Origin of the sequence: Salana multivorans, assembly GCF_003751805.1 — a bacterium.
Classification (GTDB): Bacteria; Actinomycetota; Actinomycetes; order Actinomycetales; family Beutenbergiaceae; genus Salana; species Salana multivorans.
Genome location: NZ_RKHQ01000001.1, coordinates 2,127,607 through 2,148,814, shown reverse-complemented (window position 1 = coordinate 2,148,814; position 21,208 = coordinate 2,127,607). Strand labels below are relative to the sequence as shown.

14 protein-coding genes are annotated in these 21,208 nt (G+C 73.2%); 2 read left to right on the top strand and 12 right to left on the bottom strand.

Going from position 1 to position 21,208, the window contains the following annotated elements:
* Nucleotides 1-66 precede the first annotated feature (66 nt).
* The 7 genes from EDD28_RS09120 to EDD28_RS17705 form a co-directional block, all read right to left on the bottom strand.
* Nucleotides 67-2,379 (bottom strand): hypothetical protein, encoded by a 2,313-nt coding sequence (locus tag EDD28_RS09120; RefSeq protein WP_123739320.1) that lies wholly within the window; start codon nucleotides 2,377-2,379, stop codon nucleotides 67-69.
* Nucleotides 2,376-3,476 carry a glycoside hydrolase 5 family protein gene (locus tag EDD28_RS09115; protein ID WP_123739319.1) on the bottom strand — a complete coding sequence of 367 codons (1,101 nt, stop codon included), beginning with the start codon at nucleotides 3,474-3,476 and terminating at the stop codon, nucleotides 2,376-2,378. Before EDD28_RS09115 ends, EDD28_RS09120 begins: the two co-directional genes overlap by 4 nt.
* Complete coding sequence (locus EDD28_RS09110; protein WP_123739318.1) at nucleotides 3,473-4,627, bottom strand: sialidase family protein; 1,155 nt, start codon at nucleotides 4,625-4,627, stop codon at nucleotides 3,473-3,475. Before EDD28_RS09110 ends, EDD28_RS09115 begins: the two co-directional genes overlap by 4 nt.
* Before the next feature lie 13 nt (nucleotides 4,628-4,640).
* Entirely contained in the window at nucleotides 4,641-5,540 is a 900-nt protein-coding gene (locus EDD28_RS09105; protein ID WP_123739317.1) for a carbohydrate ABC transporter permease, read from the bottom strand.
* Nucleotides 5,537-6,502 (bottom strand): carbohydrate ABC transporter permease, encoded by a 966-nt coding sequence (locus EDD28_RS09100; RefSeq protein WP_211339157.1) that lies wholly within the window; start codon nucleotides 6,500-6,502, stop codon nucleotides 5,537-5,539. The genes EDD28_RS09105 and EDD28_RS09100 overlap by 4 nt, the downstream gene beginning before the upstream one ends.
* A gap of 63 nt (nucleotides 6,503-6,565) precedes the next feature.
* Entirely contained in the window at nucleotides 6,566-7,846 is a 1,281-nt protein-coding gene (locus EDD28_RS09095) for an extracellular solute-binding protein (RefSeq protein ID WP_123739316.1), read from the bottom strand.
* A gap of 792 nt (nucleotides 7,847-8,638) precedes the next feature.
* Nucleotides 8,639-9,289 carry a VOC family protein gene (locus tag EDD28_RS17705; RefSeq protein ID WP_211339156.1) on the bottom strand — a complete coding sequence of 217 codons (651 nt, stop codon included), beginning with the start codon at nucleotides 9,287-9,289 and terminating at the stop codon, nucleotides 8,639-8,641.
* Between the two features lie 84 nt (nucleotides 9,290-9,373).
* Between EDD28_RS17705 and soxR the strand changes: the two genes are divergently transcribed.
* On the top strand, nucleotides 9,374-9,838 hold the full coding sequence (gene soxR / locus EDD28_RS17700; RefSeq protein WP_245967977.1) for a redox-sensitive transcriptional activator SoxR: 465 nt from the start codon (nucleotides 9,374-9,376) through the stop codon (nucleotides 9,836-9,838).
* 28 nt (nucleotides 9,839-9,866) lie between these two features.
* Here soxR and EDD28_RS09085 read toward each other — a convergent pair whose 3' ends face one another.
* Genes EDD28_RS09085 through EDD28_RS09070 form a run of 4 tightly spaced genes read right to left on the bottom strand, consistent with a single transcriptional unit; the run spans nucleotide 9,867 to nucleotide 18,259 of the window.
* Nucleotides 9,867-11,993 (bottom strand): glycoside hydrolase family 31 protein, encoded by a 2,127-nt coding sequence (locus EDD28_RS09085; protein WP_123739314.1) that lies wholly within the window; start codon nucleotides 11,991-11,993, stop codon nucleotides 9,867-9,869.
* Nucleotides 11,994-12,034: 41 nt separating this feature from the next.
* Entirely contained in the window at nucleotides 12,035-13,984 is a 1,950-nt protein-coding gene (locus EDD28_RS09080) for a glycoside hydrolase family 127 protein (protein ID WP_123739313.1), read from the bottom strand.
* 22 nt (nucleotides 13,985-14,006) lie between these two features.
* The gene (locus EDD28_RS09075) at nucleotides 14,007-15,965 is read right to left on the bottom strand and encodes a glycoside hydrolase family 127 protein (RefSeq protein ID WP_211339155.1); all 1,959 of its coding nucleotides are present in this window, start codon (nucleotides 15,963-15,965) and stop codon (nucleotides 14,007-14,009) included.
* A 50-nt stretch (nucleotides 15,966-16,015) separates the two neighbouring features.
* Nucleotides 16,016-18,259: a beta-galactosidase gene (locus EDD28_RS09070; protein ID WP_123739311.1), complete on the bottom strand. Its 2,244-nt coding sequence runs from the start codon at nucleotides 18,257-18,259 to the stop codon at nucleotides 16,016-16,018.
* 1,037 nt (nucleotides 18,260-19,296) lie between these two features.
* On the opposite strand from EDD28_RS09070, the gene EDD28_RS09065 reads away from it, so the two are divergent.
* Entirely contained in the window at nucleotides 19,297-20,715 is a 1,419-nt protein-coding gene (locus EDD28_RS09065; protein WP_123739310.1) for an alpha-galactosidase, read from the top strand.
* A gap of 75 nt (nucleotides 20,716-20,790) precedes the next feature.
* On the opposite strand, the gene EDD28_RS09060 is transcribed toward EDD28_RS09065, so the two are convergent.
* The gene (locus EDD28_RS09060) at nucleotides 20,791-21,201 is read right to left on the bottom strand and encodes a winged helix-turn-helix transcriptional regulator (RefSeq protein WP_211339154.1); all 411 of its coding nucleotides are present in this window, start codon (nucleotides 21,199-21,201) and stop codon (nucleotides 20,791-20,793) included.
* Nucleotides 21,202-21,208 lie beyond the last annotated feature (7 nt).

Genomic DNA, 21,208 nt, shown 5'->3' with positions numbered 1-21,208 from the left:
CTCCCGGGGCCCGGTTCCTCGGCCGCGGCGGACACGACGGGGCCGCCCGTCAGCCCGCGCCCGGACTCACTCGTCCTCACGCACCCCTCCCGCCACCGTGATCCACACCGCGCTGCGCGCCGGCGTCTCGATCGCGAGACCGCGCGGCCCGGTGGGCACGGAGATGTCGGTCCAAACTACCGGCGTCGGGTCGGCCGGGCATGCCGTCGTCCCGATGCGGTCGAGGGTCCACCGGCGCGCCCGGACCTGTCCGCCGCGCCAGCCGTCGGGCAGGGCGATCTCGACGTCGTCCCCGCCGCTGCGCCGCCGGCTGACGAGCAGGAGGGTGAGGTCGTCCCCGTCGGTGAACGCGCTGACGCCGACGGTCGGGACGCCGGTCTCCGGGAGCCCGAGGTCCGGCGGGTGCTCGACGTCGTAGGTCGGTCCGGTGACCTCCAGCGCGACGGGCCGGTGCCCGACGAGCGAGGCCATCTCCCTCGTCACCTCGAAGACGGCGTCCGTGTAGACGACGCCGGCGCCCTTCTTGATCGAGCCGCCGTGCAGGAACCCGTTCGGCGACGCCATGGCGATCCGCGAGCCGAACCTCGTGAGCATGGCGAGGAAGTCGAGACCCCACAGGCCGCCGCCGGCGTTCTCGCACCGCACGCGGTCGCGCCGGGCTCCGACGGGGCCCCACTCGGTGACGCTGAGCCGGATCGGCGGGAGGTCGGGACGACGCCCGCTCGCGTCGAGCCGGGCCAGCAGCTCGGGGAAGAACCGCCGCTCGGTCGTCACGACGTTCGCCATGAGGGCGCCGTGCACCTCGTCCTCGTCGACTCCGTCGACGTGCTCGTCGTTGACGGGCAGCGCGTGGAGCGAGACGACGTCGACCTCGTCGGGCGCCTGCCGGACCAGCTCGTCGTGCCACCGCCCGTCGGCGACGGAGATGTCGAGGGCCGCGCTCGGCGGGACCAGGTCGAACCAGCTCCCGCACGCCTGGACCTCGATCGGGACCGGGCTGGCCGCCCGCATGGCCGGCGCGAACTCGGCGAACCGGCGCGCGTTCTCCTCCGAGCCGACGTACCCGCCCTGCCAGGTGCCGAAGTTCTCGTTGCCGACCTCCCAGACCAGGACGCCGTACGGCTCGGGGTGGCCGTTCCGGGCGCGCAGCGCGCCCATCGGGGTGTCGACGCCGCCGTTGCAGTACTCGACCCACTCGGCCGCCTCGGTCGAGCTGCCGGTCCCGGAGTTGACCGTGATGTGCGGGGCGACGCCGATGAGCTCGCACAGGCGGAGGAACTCGTCGGTGCCGATCTCGTTCTGCTCCAGGCCGCCCCAGGCCGGGTTGCCCCGGGTGGGCCGCAGCTCGCGCGGGCCGACGCCGTCGCGCCAGTGGTAGTGGGAGACGAAGTTGCCGCCGGGCCAGCGCAGCTCGGCGATCCGCGCGCCGCGGGCGAGGTCGACGATCTCCGGGTCGAACCCCTCGACGTGGTCGGCCGGCATCGCGCTGATGCGGTCGACGACGAGGTCGGGCGCGACACCCGCGCCGGGGGCGCCGGCCGCCCCCGCGCCGTCAGCCGCGGCGTCCGGCAGCCAGCGGACGCAGAGGTCGACCAGCTCGGTCGGCTCGACCTCGGCGCCGTCCGGCAGGTCGAGGGTGTGCCGGGTCAGGTGCCACGCGGCGTCGTCGACGGCGACGCGGGAGCGGGCGAGCACGTCGCCGACCCGACCGGCGACGCCGGCGAGCCCGCCGTCCTCGCCGACCCGCGGCTCGCGACGCCGCAGCAGCACCTCGACGACGCCCGCCCCGGCGACGGGTCGCGCGACGAGCGACACCTCGACGCTGCGGCACCGGTGGGTCGGCAGGCGGACGCCCTGGCGCAGGCCGGGGACGTCATCGAGCTGCGCGAGGGAGCCGGCGGTCCCGTCGGTCCCGGCGGCCTCGGCGGTAGCCAGGCCCGCGCGGCCGGGGACGCGCACGCCGTCGCCGATCCGACCCGGGCAGCTCCGCACGGCGCGCGCCTCCCAGCCGAGCGGCGCCCAGCCGAGCGGAACGCCGACGTGCACCTCCTCGACCAGCGTCGCCGGGAACCCGCCCTGCAGGGGGGCGCCGCTCCACCGCTCGCGCATCGGGCCGTCGTCGCCCCGGCGCCACGCGCGGACCGTCGCCTCGTTCCGGTGCAGCAGCTCGACCTGGGCGGGGCTCAGGCCCGAGTCGGCGGCGAGCGTGGGGTTCGCCAGCAGCTCGGCGCTGATCCCGCCGACCGTCGCCGTCGCCATGTGCTCGAAGAACTGCGAGAACAGGCGCGCGTCGACGGGTTCGCCGAGGTCGTCGACGCGCAGCTCGACGACGGTGGGCGTGCGCGGGGCCGCGCTGGGCTCGGTGGACTGGGCCGTCATCGAAGGGGCTCCTCACGGTTGCACGCGCGCAGCACGGCGATCTCGTCGGGGTCGTAGGGGGTGAAGTCGGCGTGGACGACGTCGTGCATCCACGGGCTGGTGTCGACGTTGGGCAGGTCCTTGATGAACTCCCAGACGTGGTGGAGCTGGGGCTTGCCGTTGACCAGGCCGAAGAAGTAGCTGCCGATGTCCTCGCGCTTCCACAGCGGCAGGTGGGTCTCGATGAGGCTGCCGTAGGGGCGGTGCATCCACTCGGTGTTGACGAGCGGGCGACCGAAGCCGCGCAGGTAGCCGATGAGCTGCTTCGCGTGCCAGTAGTCGCCGTAGTAGTGGAACGTCACGATGTCCGAGAGCTCCATGGCGCGGTGCTCGACCTCCGGCAGCGTCGTCGGGTGGTGCACCCAGGCGAGCGGCGACGGCGCACCGCCGCCCCACACCTCCGCGGTGAGCGGCTGGGCGACGTCGGCCTCGCGCAGCCAGGAGAAGACCTCGCGCATCATCGCGAGCGAGCGGTCGCCGCGGTGGGAGTTGCCGATCTCGTTCCAGACGTTCCACATGAGGACGCGCTCGTCCTCGCCGTACCGGGTGGCGAGGGAGTCGACGAACTCGCGCATGAGCACGGACGAGCCCGGCTCGTCGAACGGGAGGTAGCCGACGACGTCGCCGCCCTGGACGTCCTCGTCGAACGCGCCGCCGGGCGCGCCCCCGAAGTAGCCGGGGACGGGCTCGGGCTGGACGCCGAGCCGCGCCGGGGCCCAGCGGTCCCTCGGCACGGTGCAGTCGTTGAACAGGACCGGCATCATCGTCATCCCGTACCGGTCCAGCAGCGCCAGCAGCTCGTCGAGGTGGGCGAAGAACGCGTCGCGCTGGTGCTGCCACACCTCGAACGGCAGGTAGAACCGGATGCTGTTGAGGCCGAGCCACGAGGCGAGGGCGATCTCCCGCGCGGCGTCGCGGAACGCCTCGGCGTGCCCGTGCTCCTGGAGGAGCCACAGCGAGCCGTGCGTCGAGCCGCTCGGGATGAAGTTGCAGCCCGTGATCCACGGGCGCTCGCCGTACCACCGCCAGGCCTCGGCCTCGCTCCAGCGCTGCCTCATCGGTCGCCCGCCGGGATCGGGTCGGTGGCGTCGACGTCGAACGTCGCCCGCGTCACGACGACGTCGTGGGAGCCGATCGCGTTGCGCACGCTCGTCGCCTGGACGAGCTCCCCCGCGTCGTTCCACCGGATCGTCTGGCTGTAGCCGGAGGCGTCGCCGTGGATCGCGCGGGTCGCCGGCGTCGGCAGCTCGAACGACGTCCAGGTCTCGCCGAGGTCGAGCGAGGCGAGGGCGCGGTTGCCCTCGCGTCCGTCGCGCATCGAGTGCCGCCCGAGCGCGACGAGGAGGACGCGCCCGTCCGGCAGCTCGCGCCAGGAGATCGTCGGGGTCCCGGAGAGCGCGACCCCGTCGTCGGCGACGAGCAGCCGGCCGAGGTCCGCCGGGTCGCCCCACGAGCGCCCGTCGGCGGACTCCAGGAGATGGATCGGGACGTCGCGCGGGCCGACGATCTCGATGACGGCGCGGCGTCGGCCGTCCGGCATCTCACCCGTGCCGACGAACATCCCCGGCCGCAGGTAGCGGTTCGAGATGCCACTGACCAGCTCGCGGTCCGACCACGTCCGCAGGTCGGTCGTCGTGCGCCGCTCGATCGTCTGGAGCATGCCGTCGGGCTTGCGCCGCTCGTCCGCGTAGCAGCAGACGAGGGCGCCGTCGACGACGTCGAGGTCGGGCTCCCAGATGGCCGTCGTCGTCGAGTCGGACCGGTTGTCGTAGACCGACGGGCCGCCCTCGTCGATGACGGACTCGAAGGTCCAGGTGTGACCGCCGTCCGTCGAGGAGTACAGCACGAGGCAGGTGAACGCGCCGTCGGCCGGGATCGCGTTGCCCGCCAGCAGCAGGTCGCCCCGGCGCAGGTGCGCGACGTCGCTCGGCAGCTCCAGCAGGGTCGGCTGGTAACGGTTGCCGGCACCGCGCGCGACGTCGGCGACTGCGGCGATCTCGGTCCAGGTCCGGCCGCCGTCGTCGCTGCGACAGATCGGGAAGGTGGGCCCGCCGGGGTCGGCGACGCCGAGGCGGCGCTCCCACGTCAGGAACATGGCCCCGGCGAGGGGGCCGTCCGGCCGTCCGGCGAGCAGGCGGGTGTACATCGAGCCGGCCTCGCCGACCGCGCCACGGTGGACGACGGCGGTGCCGAGCGGAGAGACGCGCATGGTTGATCCCTTGTTATCCCTTGATCCCGGTGCTGGCGACGCCCTCGATGAACCGCTTCTGGACGATCGCGAAGATGACGATGAGCGGCAGCACCGAGATGAGCGAGCCGGCCATGGTCACGCCGTAGGGCACGACGCCCTGGGCGCTGCCGTTGAGCAGGGCGAGCCCGGCGGTGAGGGTGCGGTCGCTGGCGGAGTTGGTCATGACCATCGGCCAGAGCATGTCGTTCCAGTTGCCGATGAAGTTGAACAGGCCGAGCGTGAGCAGGCCGGCCGTCGCGTTGGGCAGGATGATGTTCCAGTAGATCCGGAACTCCGACGCGCCGTCGATCCGGGCCGCGCTGTCGAGGTCGCGCGGGATCGAGATGAAGAACTGGCGCAGCAGGAAGATGCCGGCTACGTCGGCGGCGCGCGGGACGATGAGGCCGACGAGGGTGCCGATCCAGCCGAGCTCGCTCAGCATCTTGTACAGCGGGATGAGCAGCGACTGGAACGGGATCATCATCGTCGCGATGAGGACGCCGAGCAGCCAGCCGCGACCGCGGAACGGGATGCACGCGAGGGCGTAGGCGGCGAGGGAGTCGAAGAACAGCGAGAGGGCCGTGACCCCGACGGACATCGCGACGGTGTTCCAGAGCTGGTCCCAGACCGGGATCCGCTCGAAGACCTCGGGGAAGTTCGCCGTCGTCCAGTTCTGCGGGACGAGCTGCGGCGGCCACGACAGCGTCTCGGACTGCGGCGTGAACGCCGTGAGCAGCACGACGATGAGCGGGAACGCGGCGAGGGCCGCGGCCGCGATGCCGATGAGCATCGCCACCAGACGGCCGACGGGCGGGCGCCGGAACCGGCGGGCGGCGTCGCGGCTCGAGCCGCCGGGTGCGGTCGGGAGCGTGTGGACGGGTGTCGCGGTCATGCGAGGTCCCTCTCCTGGCGACGGCTCACGATGAGCTGGACGATGCCGATGATCATCGTGATCCCCATGAGGATGAACGAGAGCGCCGAGGCGTAGCCCTGACGGAAGTTGGCGAAGCCCTCGATGTAGACGCGGTACACGATCGTCTCGGTCGAGCGCAGCGGGCCGCCGCCGGTCATGACGTAGATCTGGTCGAAGGCCTGGAAGGCGCCGTTGGCGGCCAGGATGACGACGTAGGTCATGGTCGGGCGCAGCCCCGGGAGGGTGACGGCCAGCAACCGGCGCCACGCGTTCGCCCCGTCGAGCGCCGCCGCCTCGTACAGGTCCCGCGGGATGTTCTGCAGGCCGGCGAGGAAGATCACCATGAAGTAGCCGAAGTTCTTCCACACGGCGACGAAGATGACGGCGGGCATCGCCCACGTCGTGCTCGCCAGGATGTCCGGCAGGTCGATGCCCAGCCGGGAGAACCAGTACGGCAGGAGGCCGGTGCGCGCGTCGATGATGAAGCTCCACGCCAGCGCCGCCACCGCCATCGAGATGATGAACGGGACGAAGATGACGGTGCGCATGAGGCTGCGCAGCCACAGGTCGCTCCGGTTGAGCAGGAGCGCGACCGCCAGCGCGACGATGATGACGAGCGGCGCGTACGACACCGCGTAGACCACCGTGTTCGCCAGGGCCTTGAGCGAGTCCTCCTCGGTGAACGCCCGCACGTAGTTCTCCGCGCCGATGAAGCTCGGGGCGTTCAGGCCGGAGGAGTCGGTGAACGAGATGGCGAGGGCGTAGAACGTCGGGTAGAAGACGAAGATGCCGAGGATGACCAGCGCCGGGCCCGAGAACAGGTAGCCCAGGAGGTTGCGGCGTCGGCGCATCCGGCGGCTGCCGGCCGACAGGGTGCGCGGGTCCTGGGCGCCCTTGCCCCCGATCATCCGCGGCGCGCGATAGGCGAGCTTTGCGTTCATGTCATGTCACCTCCGAGGTGTCCCCCGCGGGGCCGGTGGCCCGGCCCCGCGGGGGACGCGGCGTCACTTGAGGTAACCCTCGACCTTGGACTGCGTCGATGCGACGAGGTCGGCGACGTTCCCGCCCTGGGAGATCTGCTCCATCATCGCGTTGGTCGTGCTCGAGATGTCGTTGAAGTTCTGCTGGACGCCCGAGAGGTAGTAGTGGGCGTACTGCGAGAACTCCGCGAGCGTCGCGATCCGGGAGTCGGTGAACTCCTCCGGCGTGATGTCGCTGCGGTTCGGCGGGTAGAACGAGTCCTGCCAGACGACCTGCATGTCGCGGCTGTTCCAGAAGTCACCGAAGGCGTAGACGCACGCCTTCTCCTCGTCGGTGTCGTTCATGCTCGTCGACCACCAGTAGTTGAGGACGCCGGCGACCCAGGTGGCCGGCCAGCCGAAGACGTCGGCGTCGATGCCGAAGCTCTCGGCGGAGGTGATCTGCCAGGGGCCGTTGAGGATCATGCCCGCGCGGCCGGAGCCGAACAGCTCCATGGCGGCGGTCTGGTCCATGCCCGTCGGACTGACCTTGTCCTCGACGAACGCCTTCTGCCACTTCTCGAGCGTCGCGACGTTCTCGGGCGAGTCGATGAACGCCTCGCCGTCCGTGATGAAGTCGCCGCCGCCGGAGTGCAGGATCGTGGCGAGGAAGATCGGGTCCTTGTCCGGGGCGGCGATGCCGTAGTTCTCCCCGTTCGTCATCTTCTTCGCGACGTCGAGCATCTCGTCGATCGTGGTCGGGACGTCGGCGTCGGTCAGGCCGGCGGCCGCCCACAGGTCCTTGTTGTAGTACATCGCGTAGGCGGCGGTGCCCATCGGGATGCCGTACGTCTTGCCGTCCCAGGTCACGGCCTCCGCGAGGTTCGGGAACAGGGCCGGGACGCTCGTGTAGGTCTCCGGGTCGTCGTAGTAGTCCTGGACGTCGAGGAAGGCGCCCTGGTTGACGTACCCGAGGCCCGTGTCGGGGCCCTGGACCACGAGGTTCGGGCCGTTGCCGGCGCCGAGGCTCGTGATGAGCTTCTCCGTGATCGAGGCCCAGGCGATGGCCTCGGCCTTCACCTCGCAGGCGTCCTGGGACTCGTTGAAGGCGGCGACGATCTTGTCCAGGACCTTGCCGTCGGCCTCCGTGTAGCCGTGCCAGGCGAGCAGCGTCGTCTTCCCGCCGCCACCACCGTCGGAGCCCGTGGCGTCCCCGCCACTGCTGCCCGAGCTGCCCGAACCACCCGTGCCGCCACCGCAGGCGGCGAGAGCGAGGGCTGCCACGAGAGCAAGCCCGCCGAACGCGACTGGCAACTTGCGTTCCATCTGATCCTCCTTGATCCCGTCTCCGTCGGGAGACGTCCGGTGCTCCGGTGCGCGTGGCGTCGGAGCCGTTCTACAACGTTGTAAATCGCCGTGGTCGACCGTGGGCCGAACCGATCCTGCTGTGCTGCGTGCCTCATGCTGCGTGCCTGCGGGACAGGGCTCCACTGCCCTGCCCGGCGACCCGCTCCCTCCGGTGCGAGCCACCACCGCGCACCCCGCGCCGCTCCCGCTCGTGATGCTGCCGGCGGTCGTGCTGTGAGGTGCGTCACGGACGATGCTGCCGAGAATTTCTATCGTTGTCAACAACGATGGAAATGCCGTTACGCGATCGTGACCTGGGGGTTCGGGCGGGTTCGGAGAGGGTGTCGCGCGGGGGCCGAGAGGGTGTCGCGGCGGGGCGCGGGAGACGCCTGGGCTGCCCCCCCCACCTCCGATAGTGGGGTGGATCAGGTCGCGAATGGCGACTCGATCCACCCCGATACCGGAGGGGGCGGGTGTCGGGTGGCGGGTGGCCGGAGGGGTGCCACGGCGTCGGACCGCGCGCCGTCGGCGCCGACGGGGAGGTCCGGCGCCGCAGCTGGCCCGAACTCCGCTACCGGAGTGGATCAGGTCGCGAATGGCGACTCGATCCACCCCGATACCGGAGGGGGTCGGGCTGGGCGGCGGCGCAGCCGTGGTGGTTGGGCTGAGGGGCGCACGGCCGAGGTGGTCGGGCGGGGCGGCGGCGCCGCGGAGGTGGTTGGCTCACGCCCGGCCACCCCGCCCCCCTTGCCCGCGCCCGCCCCCGCGCCGTCAGGACGACGCCGCCGGCCGGAGGACGCGACCCGGTGCGAGCTCGGCCTCCAGCTCCGGGTCGACCCGGAGCAGCACGGGGTCGTCCGCCACCACGCGGTCGTCGGTGGGAAGCCACGCGCGCCCCGGCGGCACCAGGATCAGCAGCCCGTCGATGTCGCCGACGGCCGCGAACCCCGCGCCCGGCGGGTTGCCGTACGGGTGGACGCCGAGCCCCTCGAGCATCGCAACGGTCGCAAGGACGTCTGGGACCGCCACCCCGACCTCACTCACGCCCAGGAGGTGCTCGGGACCGAACCCGCTGTCGTAGGGCTGACGGAGGTCGCGCCGCTCGATCAGCTCGAGCACCTGGCCGTCCGGCCCGTCGAAGTAGACGGACATGGCGTTCCAGCTCGGGGGAGACGGGAACTCCTCGACACCGTCCCGCCCCAGCAGTCGCACCCGTCCCTCGAGCCACTGCCTGGCCGCGGCGAAGGAGCCGGTCGGGATCGTGAACGCGAGGTGCTGCGCCCCGCGCCGCGTCCGTCCCGCCTCAAGGACGAGGCTGGTCGACCCGATGCTCACCGCCGCGGTCCGGCTGTCGGAGACCACCGGGAGCCCCAGCGTCTCCGCGTAGAACCGGCCGGCCGTCTCGAGGTCGTTCGTTGGCATTCGTACCTGAGTGAGTCGCATGTCGCCCACCCAACAACCTCAAGTGGACTTGAGGTCAAGCGCGCGATCCGGACAGAATCGAGCGTGGCCAGGATCGAACCGCACGAGCTGCTCGGCATCGGCGACGTCGCGCGCCGCTCCGGCACCACCGTGGCGACGCTGAGGTACTACGAGGAGCGCGGCCTGATCGACGCGGTCCGCACCAGCGGCGGGCGCCGGATGTTCGCGCGCCACACCCTGCGCCGGCTCGCCGTGATCGCGGCCGGTCAGCGCATCGGGCTCAGCCTGGAGCAGATCGGGGCGGCGCTCGCCGACCTGCCGCGCGACCACGCGCCGACGCAGCGCGACTGGACCCGGATGTCGACGGCCTGGGCCGAGCTCGTGGCCGAGCGCATCCGGGTGCTGGAACGCCTCGCCGCCGATCTCGACGGCTGCATCGGGTGCGGGTGCCTGTCCCTCGGCCGGTGCACCCTCGTCAACCCCGGCGACGAGGCCGCGACGGAGGGCCCGGGGTCGCGCTGGCTCCGCCGCGCGGTCGGGTCCTCCTGAGACCGGCCGGGCAGCCGCCCGTACCGGATCAGGACGACGCGGGAGCGCCGAGTCGCGCCAGCCCGTCGCGGGCCGTCTGCGCCGCGCCGACCCGGAGGAAGACGGGGATCCGCTCCAGCGGGGCGTCGACCTCGACCCACGACCCGCCCTCGTGCTCCTGTCCGGACCAGGCGTCGACCCATCGCGCCCCGCCAGCCGAGCCCGAGCCCGTCGCCGAGCCCGGCAGGTACACGCGTCGCGACCGCGCCCCCGCCTCCAGCACCGGCGCCACGAGCACGTCGGGCCCGAACAGGAACTGGTCGCCGACGCGCCACGCCGCCGGGTCGTCCGGGAAGTCGTGGAACAGCCCCCGCATGACGGGCTGGCCGTCCTCGTGCGCCGCGCGCATGACCGAGCGGGTGTACTCTCGCAGCCCCTCGCGCAGGTGCACGTACCGGGCGAGGACTCCGTAGACCTCCTCGCCGTAGGACCACAGCTCGTTCCCGGCCCCGGAGTGGCAGCGGCGCGACCCGTCCGCCGCGACCACCTGGCGCTGCGGCCCGCGGTCGCCGTGCAGCCGCATGACCGGCATGAACGCCCCCATCTGGAACCAGCGGATCAGCAGCTCGTGGAACGCGGGGTCCTCGACGTTCCCGCCCGCGAACCCGCCGATGTCCGTCGTGAACCACGGGATGCCGGCGACGCCCATGTGGATCCCGGCCGTCACCTGTCGCCGCATCGACTCGAACGAGGAGTGGATGTCGCCCGACCACACGAGCGCGCCGTAGCGCTGCGACCCCGCCCACGCGCAGCGGACCAGGTTGACCGGGCCGACCCCGTCGACCCCGGCGCCGTCCGCGACCCCGGCGCCGTCCGCGACCTGCCCGTCGAACACCGCGCGGGAGAAGAGCTGCGGATAGGTGTTGCCGACCTGGACCGCCTGGCCCGTGTGGTGCCGATAGGTCTCGTACTCGAAGAAGACGTACTCGGGCTCGGCCTCGTCCAGCCAGAACAGCCGGACGCCGGGGTAGTTGCGCCGCAGCGTCGACCACAGCCAGGCCCGCGCCCCGGGGTGCGTGACGTCGAGGAACCGGGAGGGGCCCTCGAACGACATCTGGATGTCGAGCCCGCGGTTCGATCGCACCAGGTACCCGCGCCGCGACAGCTCCTCGAAGTTCTCCGACTCCAGCGAGACCTGCGGCCAGACCGAGACCATGAGCTCGACGCCCAGGTCCCGCAGCTCGGCGATCATCGCGTCCGGGTCGGGCCAGAACTCCTCCTCCCACCGGAAGTCGCCCATCCGCGGCCAGTGGAAGAAGTCGGCGACGATCACGTCGAGCGGCAGCCCCCGCCCGACGTGCTCCCGCGCGACGGCCAGCAGCTCCTCCTGCGAGGTGTACCGCAGCTTGCACTGCCAGAACCCCAGCCCGTGCTCCGGCATCATCGGCGCGTGCCCGGTCGCGTCGGCGTAGGCGCGCGCGATCTGCGCCGGGGTCTCCCCCACGGTGATCCAGTAGTCGAGCTGATCGGCCCGCTCCGCCAGCCACTCCGTCCGGTTGGTGCCGAACGTCGCTCGCCCGATCGCCGGGTTGTGCCAGAGGAACCCGTACCCCGCGCTCGAGACGACGAACGGGACGCTCGCCTGGGAGTTGCGGTGCGCCAGCTCGAGCGTCGCCCCCTTGAGGTCCAGCAGGTCCTGCTGGTACAGCCCCATCCCGACGAGCACCTCCTCCCGCGGCGCGCTGAACGACGCCGTCAGCCGTTCGCTCTCCCCGCGCGAGTCGTAGCAGCGGGCACGCCGCTTGAGCGCGCCCCCGGAGTCCTCCTCCGCGATGAGGAGACGGTCGCCGTCGTAGAACGCGAGGGAGCAGTGCGCCCGCGGGTACATCGCCTGCCCGTCCATCCCCTGCCACGCCGTCGCGACGACGCGGAGCCGGCCCCGCGTCAGCGTCGCGACCTCGCGTCCGTCCGCACCCGCGACGACGTCGATCGTCGTGGCGGACGCGCCCGCCACGTCACCGGTCGGCGGCAGCAGGGCCCAGTCGTGGTCGACGACGTCGTGGCTCAGCGCCGCCCTGACCCGCGCGGCGTCGCGGCCCCAGGGCTCGACGACGAGCGTCTCACCGTCGCCGCGCCAGGTGAGACGCGCGTCGGACACCTCGAAGAACATGGTCATGGGGACCTCCCGGTCGGGCGAGCTGGCTGGGTCGGAGCGGATCAGACGGACGCGGACGCGGGCAGCCAGACCTTCATCGCCCCCGGCGTCCGGTTGCCCCAGGTCGAGAACGGGATGGCCCGCACCTCGATCCGGCCCGTCGCAGCCGGCGTCGCGCCCGCGGCGGGATAGAGACCGTCCTGCTCCGGCAGGACGGCGCAGGTGAGCGTGAGCGTCCCGTCGTCGTTGAGGACGGGCGCCGTGTCGGGGAGCAGGACGAGATCGTCGACGGCGACGCCGGCCGGCAGGTCGGCCTGCTCGACGCAGTGCACCAGCGGACCGCGCTCGACGGCGAGCGTCCCGCGCAGCGCGTCGACCCGGTGGTGGGCGCGGGTGAGGCGTGGCGTGAGGTCGACCTCGAGCCGGTAGGACGCGCCGGGCACGAGCGGCAGGCGGGCGTAGCCGTCCTCGCCGCGCGGGGCCGACGTCCCGTCGGGACCGTGCAGGACGCTGGCCGCCGACCACGACGGGACCCGGACCGCGAGCTCGGCGGCTGCCGGGGCGTCGGCGGCTGCCTCCCCGGCCCCATCCCCCACCACGTCGATCGTCACGACGCCGTCGTGGGGGTAGTCCGTGCGGATCCGCACGACGCCGGCGCCGAGCCCCGCCGGCAGGTCGATGTCCGCCGAGGCGAGCTGGTGCACCCAGAGCGTCGCTGGCGCCTCGGGCGTCGACCCGGTGACGGACGCGACGTAGGCGGCGAGCTGCGCGACGACTCGGCCGATGTTCGGCGGGCAGCACGCGCAGACGTACCAGTCGGCTCGCTCGCGCGGCGCGTTCTCCTCGGAGAACCGGTCGGGGCGCAGCTGCAGCGGGTTGGAGTAGAAGAACCGCGTGCCGGTGGCGTCGATCGAGGCCGCGAGCGCGTTGTGGATCTCGCGCTCCATCGTCTCGGCGTACGCGGCCGGACCGGCGCCCCCGCCGGCCAGCAGCATGCGCCAGGTCCAGTGGAGGTCGGCGATCGTCGCGCAGGTCTCGGCGTAGGCGCGCTCGCTCGGCAACTCGTAGTCGTCACCGAACGCCTCGTCGCGGTGGCGCGAGCCGAACGCGCCGGAGATGTACATCTTGCGCTCGTGGGCGCTGGCCCACTGGGCGTCCATCGCGTCCAGCAGCGTGGCGTCGCCCAGCTCGAGGTAGACGTCGATGACGCCGGTGTTGAGGTAGATCTGGCGCACGGCGTGCCCGACGGCGTCGCGGGCCTCCCGCACCGGTGCGTGGTCCTGGAAGTAGCGGGCGCCGAAGCCGCCCGTCTTGAGCAGGCCGCGGCCGCGCTCCTCGATCTGGTGCGCGGCGAGGTCGAGGTAGCGCCGCTCGCCGGTCTCGCGGTACAGCTCGACGAGCGCCGTCTCCAGCTCGGGGTGGCCGCAGATGCCGCGCTCGCGCCCCGGACCGAACCGCCGGTCGACGAGGTCGGCGAACCGACGGGACATCTCGAGCAGGTCGGTGCGCCCGTTCGCCCGGGCGAGCGCGACGCCGGCCTGGATCATGTGGCCGAGCACGTACATCTCGTGGGTGAGGTCGAGCTGCCGGAACTTCGACTCGGGCGCGACGCCCTGGTGGTAGGAGTGCACGTAGCCGGTCGGCTCCTGGACGCGGCCGACGAGACCGATGACGTCGTCGAGCCACGCGTCGAACTCGGTCGTCCCGGTCCGGGCGATCTCCCACGCGACGGCCTCGATGACCTTGTAGAGGTCGGAGTCGGCGAACCAGAAGCCCCGGAAGTCCTTGCCCGACTCCCCGACGACCCGGCGCAGGTTGTCGAGGATCCCCCACTCCTCGATCTTGACGATGCAGTGCGGGATGGTCGCGGAGGCGTTGAGCTCCTGCCAGTCGGCGAGGGCCCCGCCCGCGAGGCGGACCTCGCCGAGGCCGAGCGGGCGGTGGAGCGCGTGCTCCGATGACGTCCGGGCCGGCGTGCGAACGGCGTCCGCGCGCGGGTCGTCGTGGGACATGGGGTCTCCTTCGTGCGGGGGGTCAGGCGGGGGCGGAGTCCAGGAGCCACACGCGCATCGCGCTCGGCCCGCGGTTCGCCCACGCGAAGTACGGGATGGCCTCGGCGGTGCGCCGCGTCGTCCGCGGCGGCGTCCGGCGGTGGAGCGGGGCGGCACCGTCGGGGGCGGCGGCGCCGTCGGCCTCGACCGTCGCCGCGTCGTCGTCGATCGTCCGGACGGGCAGGTCGGCGACGACGAGACCGAGCTCGTCCGACCAGCTGGTCCCGATCGGCTCGTCGCGGGCGAGCACGACGGCGGCCGGGTCGGGGGCATCGGCGCTCCCGTCGAGCGGCCGCTCGACGCAGTAGACGAGCGGCCCGCGCGCGACCGCGACGCGGCCGAGATCGGCGCGCACCCGCGGGTCGGCCCAGACCCGACGGGCGGGCATCGGCAGCTCGATGCTCAGCCGGTCGCCGGCGCGCCACGCGCGCTCGACCCACAGGAACCCGTCGACGACCGCGTCGTCCGGCAGGTCCTCGCCGTTGAGCTCGGCCCGCGCGCCATCGGCCCAGCCGGGGATGCGCACGCGCAGGACGAGGTCCGCCCCGGGCGGGGCCGTCACGTCGATCGCGACGTCACCGGTCCACGGGTAGCCGGTCGCGACGTCGAGGCGGACCTCGCCGACGCCGGGCACGTCGAGCCGGGCCGACCCCCCGACGGCGAGGGTGACGTCGACCTGGCCGGGGCGGACGAGGTAGGCGTACCACGGCAGCGACATGAGGAGGCGGGCGAGGTTGGGCGGGCAGCAGGCGCAGCCGAACCAGGGCTCGCGCTCGTGGCCGCCGTCGCTGGCCATGGGGTTGCCGTAGAAGTAGTGCGTGCCGTCGGCCGACGCCCCGGCGAGGACGGTGTTGTAGAGGGCGAGCTCCATGACGTCGCCGTACCGGCCCTCGCCGGTGAGCGCCCCCATCCGCTGCGCCCACATGACGAGGCCGACCGAGGCGCACGTCTCGTTGTAGCTCGACTCGTTCGGCAGCTCGTGGTCGCCCGCGAACCCCTCGATCGACGGATCGGCGCCGATGCCGCCCGTGAGGTACATCTTGCGCTCCGTGACGCTCGTCCACAGGCGCTCGCACGCGGCCCGCAGCCCGTCGTCGCCGGTCTCGGCCGCGAGGTCGGCCATGGCGCAGTAGAGGTACATGGCGCGCACGGCGTGCCCGACCGCGTCGGACTGCTCGCGGACCGGCGCGTGGCTCTGGTTGTACTCGCGGAACCGCTGGACCTGCCGCGGGCGGTCGGGGAAGTAGGAGGCGAAGTAGCCCTCGTCACCGCGGCGCTCGGTCTCGGCGTCGAAGTAGAACGGCTCGCGGCCGCGGGCGTCGACCATGCGCCGAGCGAGGTCGAGGTAGCGCGCCTCCCCCGTCGCGCGGGCGAGGCGGACCAGCGCGAGCTCGATCTCCTCGTGGCCGTCGTACCCGCCGTCGCACGATCCGCCCGGGCCGAGCTCGCGCTCGACCAGGTCGACGTACCGGCGCACGACGTCCAGCAGGCTCGTCCTCCCGGTCGCCTCGTGGTGGGCGACCGCCGCCTCGACGAGGTGGCCGAGGCAGTAGAGCTCGTGGGCGTCCCGCAGGTCGGTGAACCGGCGGCCGGGGCGCACCTGGGAGAAGTAGACGTTGAGGTAGCCGTCGGGCTCCTGGGCGCCGGCGAGCAGGGCGACGACCTCCTCGACGGCGGCGTCCAGCTCCGGGTCGGGGACCTGGGTGAGCGAGTAGCTCGCGGCCTCGATCCACTTGGCGACGTCGGACTCCCAGAAGACGTGCGGCTCCGGCTCGCCGGGGCGCCACGTGCCGCGGAGCGCGTCGAGGTGGCCGCCGGTGCGCAGCTCGCGTTCCTGCTGCGGGATCGTGTGGGTCCGGACGACCTCGCGGCGCGGCGCCCAGAACGCGTCGTCGATCCTCACGTCGGCGAGGGCCGGCACGGTGGACAGGCCATTGTTCACGTTCACAAGGCTAGGCACGGGCGCGCCTCCCGGGCAAGGATCGGCCATGGTCAGACGTCGATCAGGGTCGCGACCGACCACGGCCCGACGGACAGCCGGTCGCCGGCGCGGTGGCGGCCCCCGGCGTCGTCGGCCGCGCCGTGCGCGTCGGCGCCGTCCGCCGCGTCGAGGCGGGCGACGTCGCGGCGCAGCTCGACGTCGTACTCCCGCCAGGACCAGTTGAACAGGAACCAGGCGCGCCGGCCGTCCGGGAGCGCGCCGGAACCGACGGTGACCGGGAGCCCGACCCGCGCGAGGCCGTGACCGATCGGGTCGGGGACGGCCCAGGCCATGACCGCCGCGGCGAGCGGGCGGTTGGGGATCGTCCCGACGACGGTGACGCGTCCGGCTCCGTGCGGCCGGGTGGTGACGGCCGGGAAGGCGCCGAAGAACGGGTGGTCGTACGTGGCGAGCGTCGCGGCGGCGGGGTCGGCGTCGGTGCGCGCGTCCCCGAGCGCGGCGCCGGCCGAGTCGGCGAGCCCGGCGCCGGCCGCGTCGAGCGCGAGGCCGTCGATCCACAGGGTCGCCGCGGCCGACCCGTCGACGGTGGCCCGCACCGAGCCGAGCGTCTCGTGGAGCGTCACGGGGACGTCGCGCTCGAGCGTGGAGAACTCCTCGTACCGCACGCCGGCGGCGGACCTCAGCACGTCGGGGGCGACGGCGACCCGGGCGCGGGCCTCGTCGTCGGCGTACCCGGTGCGCGGCCCGAGGACGAGGTGGCCGCCCGCCGCCGCGTAGTCGAGAAGGAGGCGGAGGTCGGCGTCCGTCGCGACGTAGTTCCCGGCCGCGACGAGGACGGGGTAGCGCTCGGCGAGGGCGGCCGCACCGAGGTCGAGCGCCTGGGCGGTGTGCAGGATGCGGACCTGGGCGCCGGCGTCGATCGCCCCGCCGTGGAAGGCGTCGACGATCCGCTCGTAGGCACCGTCGCGACCGTCGGCGGCACCACGGAACGGGGCGGTGGCGTCCAGGGCGTAGCGGGAGTCCGTCGACCAGAGCAGCGCGACGTCCGCGTCGGGGTCGAACCCGTCCAGCGCGGAGCCGATGGCGGCGAGGCGCCGGCCGGTCTCGGCGACCTCGCGATAGACCCGGCCGGGCTCGAGGCCGTGCGGCAGGACCCCGCCCCAGTAGGTCTCGGTGCCGTAGGAGAGCGTGTGCCAGTGCCAGTACTCGATCATCGACGCACCGCGCGAGACGAGCGCGAACGCGGCCTGGGTGAGCTGTCCCGGGTAGGGCGGGAGGTTGTACCCGGCGCCGCCGATGCTCTGCGCGCCGGTCTCCGTCACCAGGAACCGGTCCTGGCGGGAGGAGTAGAGCCGGTCGGCCTGGCGCAGCACGCCCGCCACCCCGCTGGTGACCCAGCCCTCGAACGGCGCGAGCGTCTGCGCGGGGTCGAGGTGGTCCTGGGCACCGAAGTAGGGGTTGCCCGCCGCGACGTCGAGCCGGCTCGTGAGCAGCTCGTCGTCAACGGCCGGCCGCGGGTAGGCGATGCAGGTCATGACGAACTGGTCGGCCCCGGCGTACTCGCGCACGATGTCGGCCTGCCAGTGGATGAACTCGGCCGTCTGCTCGGACTGGAACCGGCGCCAGGCCAGGTCGTACTGGGGAAGGCTGTTGCCGTCCGGGGTCCACAGCTCGTCCCAGTGCGCGATCCGGTGCGACCAGTAGGTCAGCCCCCACTCGCGGTTGAGCGTCTCGACGTCGCCGTACCGCGCGCGCAGCCAGGCGACGAACCGGCGGAACGTCGCCGGGTTGTGGAACAGGAACAGGCCCGGCTCGTTGTCGACCTGGTAGCCGATGACGGCCGGGTGGTCGGCATAGCGCGCGACGACGGCGCGGATCACCCGCTCCGCGTGGAACCGGAACGCGGCGTGCGTGTAGTCGATCTCCTGGCGGCTCCCCCACGGCACCGGCTGCCCGGTCCGCGTCTGCGCGGCGATCTCCGGGTAGGCCTTCTGCAGCCACGGCGGCGCCGCGTAGGTCGGGGTGCCGAGGATCACGCCGATGCCGCGGGCGTGCGCCGCATCGAGGACGGGCGCCAACCACTCCAGGTCGTACTCCCCCTCGCGCGGCTCCCAGGTCGACCAGACGGACTCCCCGACCCGGATGACGGTGAACCCGGCGTCCCGCATGAGGTCGAGGTCCGTCTCGAGCCGATCGGTCATCCGGTCGGTCACGTGGTACTCGGCGTAGTAGGCGGCGCCGAACAGCACGCTCGGGCGGGTCCGTGCGGTCTGGGCGTCTTCGTCCTGCGGCATCCGGACTCCTTCGGGGTTCACGGGAGGGCGCGCACTGTTAACGTTAAACCTAGCAGGGATCGGCGGGGGACGGTCACTATCGGCCCGGGTGGTGTCGCCGGGCTCGCCGGGTTCCGGGGACCGCCGCCGACATCGCCATGGCCACCCCACAACCGGGTGGTCCGACCGACCCGGCTCGGCGGGGGTCACCATCGTCGCCGCGGCCACGACCGAACCGGATGAACCAGCGGATACGGCACCACGGTGGCCACCGCGACCACGGCGACACCGGGAGCTCGACGACCAGCCACGGCAACGGCGGGCACCAGCCTCGATCGGCCGCACCGGGCCACACGGTCCCGCCACGACCCGCCGAGGCCGCCCGCAGCTCGCCGGCGCGGCCGTCATCGCCATGGCCACCGCACAACCGGGTGGCCCGACCGACCCGGCTCCACGAGGGGCACCATCGTCGCGGTGGCCACGACCGAACCGGATGGTCCAGCGGATGCGGTGCCGCGGTGGCCACCGCGACCACGGCGGCCATCGGGAGCTCGACGACCAGCCACGACAACGGCAGGCACCAGCCCCGGTCGGCCACACCGGGCCACACGCTCCCAGCACGACCCGCCGAGGCCGCCCGCGGCTCGCCGGACCGCCATCATCGCCACGGCCACCCCACAACCGGGTGGTCCCACCGACCCGGCTCCACGGGGTCACCATCGTCGCGGTGGCCACGACCGAACCGGATGGTCCAACGGATGCGGCACCGCGGTGGCCACCGCGGTGCCGGCGACACCGCAAGCCCGACGACCAGCCACGACAACGCCGGGCACCAGCTCGATCGGCCACACCGAGCGCGGGCCGAACCCCACGAGCCCAGGCCGAGCCACGCGGACTCTCGCCCGCTCGCTCCACCCCGGCGACTGGCACCACCCCGGCGACTCGCACCGCCCGCACCGGGCCGGACCACCACGCAAGGACTCGCACCACCGCGCGCCTGATGTTAACGTTAAACATCTCTCACCGCCGAGACTCGGACGACCCCCTGGAGCACCGCCATGGCCCGCATCCCCACCCCCCGACCGCCGATGGGCTGGAACTCCTGGGACTGCTTCGGGACCACCGTCACCGAGGCCGAGGTCCTCGCCAACGCCGAGGTGCTCAGCCGCCGGCTGGCGCACCTGGGCTGGGACACCGTCGTGGTCGACATCGACTGGTCCGACCCGACCGCCCGCTCCCACGGCTACAACGCCGGGGCCCCGCTCGCGATCGACGACCACGGCCGCCTCCTGCCCGACCCGGGTCGCTTCCCGAGCGCGGCCGGGACGGCCGACGGCACCGGCTTCGCCCCGCTGGCGCGCGCCGTCCACGACCTCGGCCTGCGGTTCGGCATCCACACCATGCGCGGTATCCCCCGGATCGCCGTCGAGCGGGACCTGCCGATCCTCGGCACCGACCTCACCGCGAGCGCCGTCGCCGACCCGAGCAACGCGTGCGAGTGGAACCCGGACATGGTCGGCCTGCGCTGGCACGACCCGGACCCGACCGTCCGCGCCGCGTGCCGGGCCTACTACGACTCGACGCTCGACCTGTACGCCTCGTGGGGCGTCGACTTCATCAAGGCCGACGACATGCTCTGGCCCTACCAGGCCGCCGACATCGCCGCCTACGCGCGCGCCATCGAGCGCTCGGGACGCCCGATCGAGCTGAGCCTCTCCCCCGGCCGCGACCTCAGCCTCGCCCGGCTGGACGACCTGCGCGAGCACGCGACGATGTGGCGCATCTGCGACGACCTGTGGGACTCCTGGGCCGACGTCGAGGCGAACTTCGCGCGCCTCGCCCGGTGGGCGCCGCACGCGTCGCCGCAGGGCTGGCCCGACGGCGACATGCTCCCGCTCGGCCGGATCAGCGTGCGGGCCGAGCGCGGCGAGCCGCACGACAGCAACCTCACCCCCGCCGAGCAGCGCACCCTGCTGACGCTGTGGTGCGTCGCCCGCTCGCCGCTCATGGTCGGTGGGCACCTGCCCGCCTCCAGCGAGGAGACGTTCGAGCTGCTGAGCAACCCCGGCGTCCTGGCGCTGCTGCACGCGAGCGGCTCGCGCGAGGTGTTCCGGGAGGGGTCGCTCGTCCTGTGGAGCGCCGAGGTTCGCGCCGACTCGCTCCCGGCCGCCTACCTCGCCGACCTGAGCGGCGCCGACGACGCGGACACCGTCGGCGTCCACCGCTACGTCGCGGCGTTCAACACGGGCGAGGAGCCGCTCGTCGTCGCGCTCGACGCGGGCAACGTCGGCCTGCCGCTGCGGCTCGACGGCCCGGTGACGGACGTGTGGGCGGGCGCGGCCGCGTCGGCCATCCCGGTGAGCACCCAGGACGACGGCGCGCGCGGCGTCGCCCCGGGCTCGACCGCGATCCCGGTCACGGTCGAGCCCCACGGCGTCGTCCTCCTGCGCTACCTCGACCGCGGCACCGGCGCATGACGCCGATCGCACCGCCGGTCGCGGCGTGATCCGGACCGCGCCGCCGACCGCTCCGCCGACGCTCGGGACCCCGGCTCAGCGCGCGGCGTCGTAGGCGGCCCGGGACGCCTCGATCGCGGGATAGCTCTCGATCGCCCAGCTCGCCAGCGCGACCGACGGAGCGATGAGCGTGCGTCCCGTCGGGGTGAGGTCGTACTCGACGCGGGGCGGCACCTCCGCGTGGACCGTGCGGCTCACCAGCCCGTCGCGCTCGAGATGGCGCAGGGTGAGCGTGAGCATCCGCTGGGAGACGCCGGGGATGTGCCGCTGCAGCTCGGTGAAGCGCAGCCGGCCCCCGGCCAGCGTCCCGATGACGAGCAGCGACCACTTGTCGCCGATGCGGTCGAGGACGTCCCGGACCGCGCGGCCGTCCTCGTCCCGCACGCCGTGGCACATGCCCTCGTAGTCGGTGCGCGGCTCGCGGTCCTCGTCGTCGCCGATCTCCATGGCACTC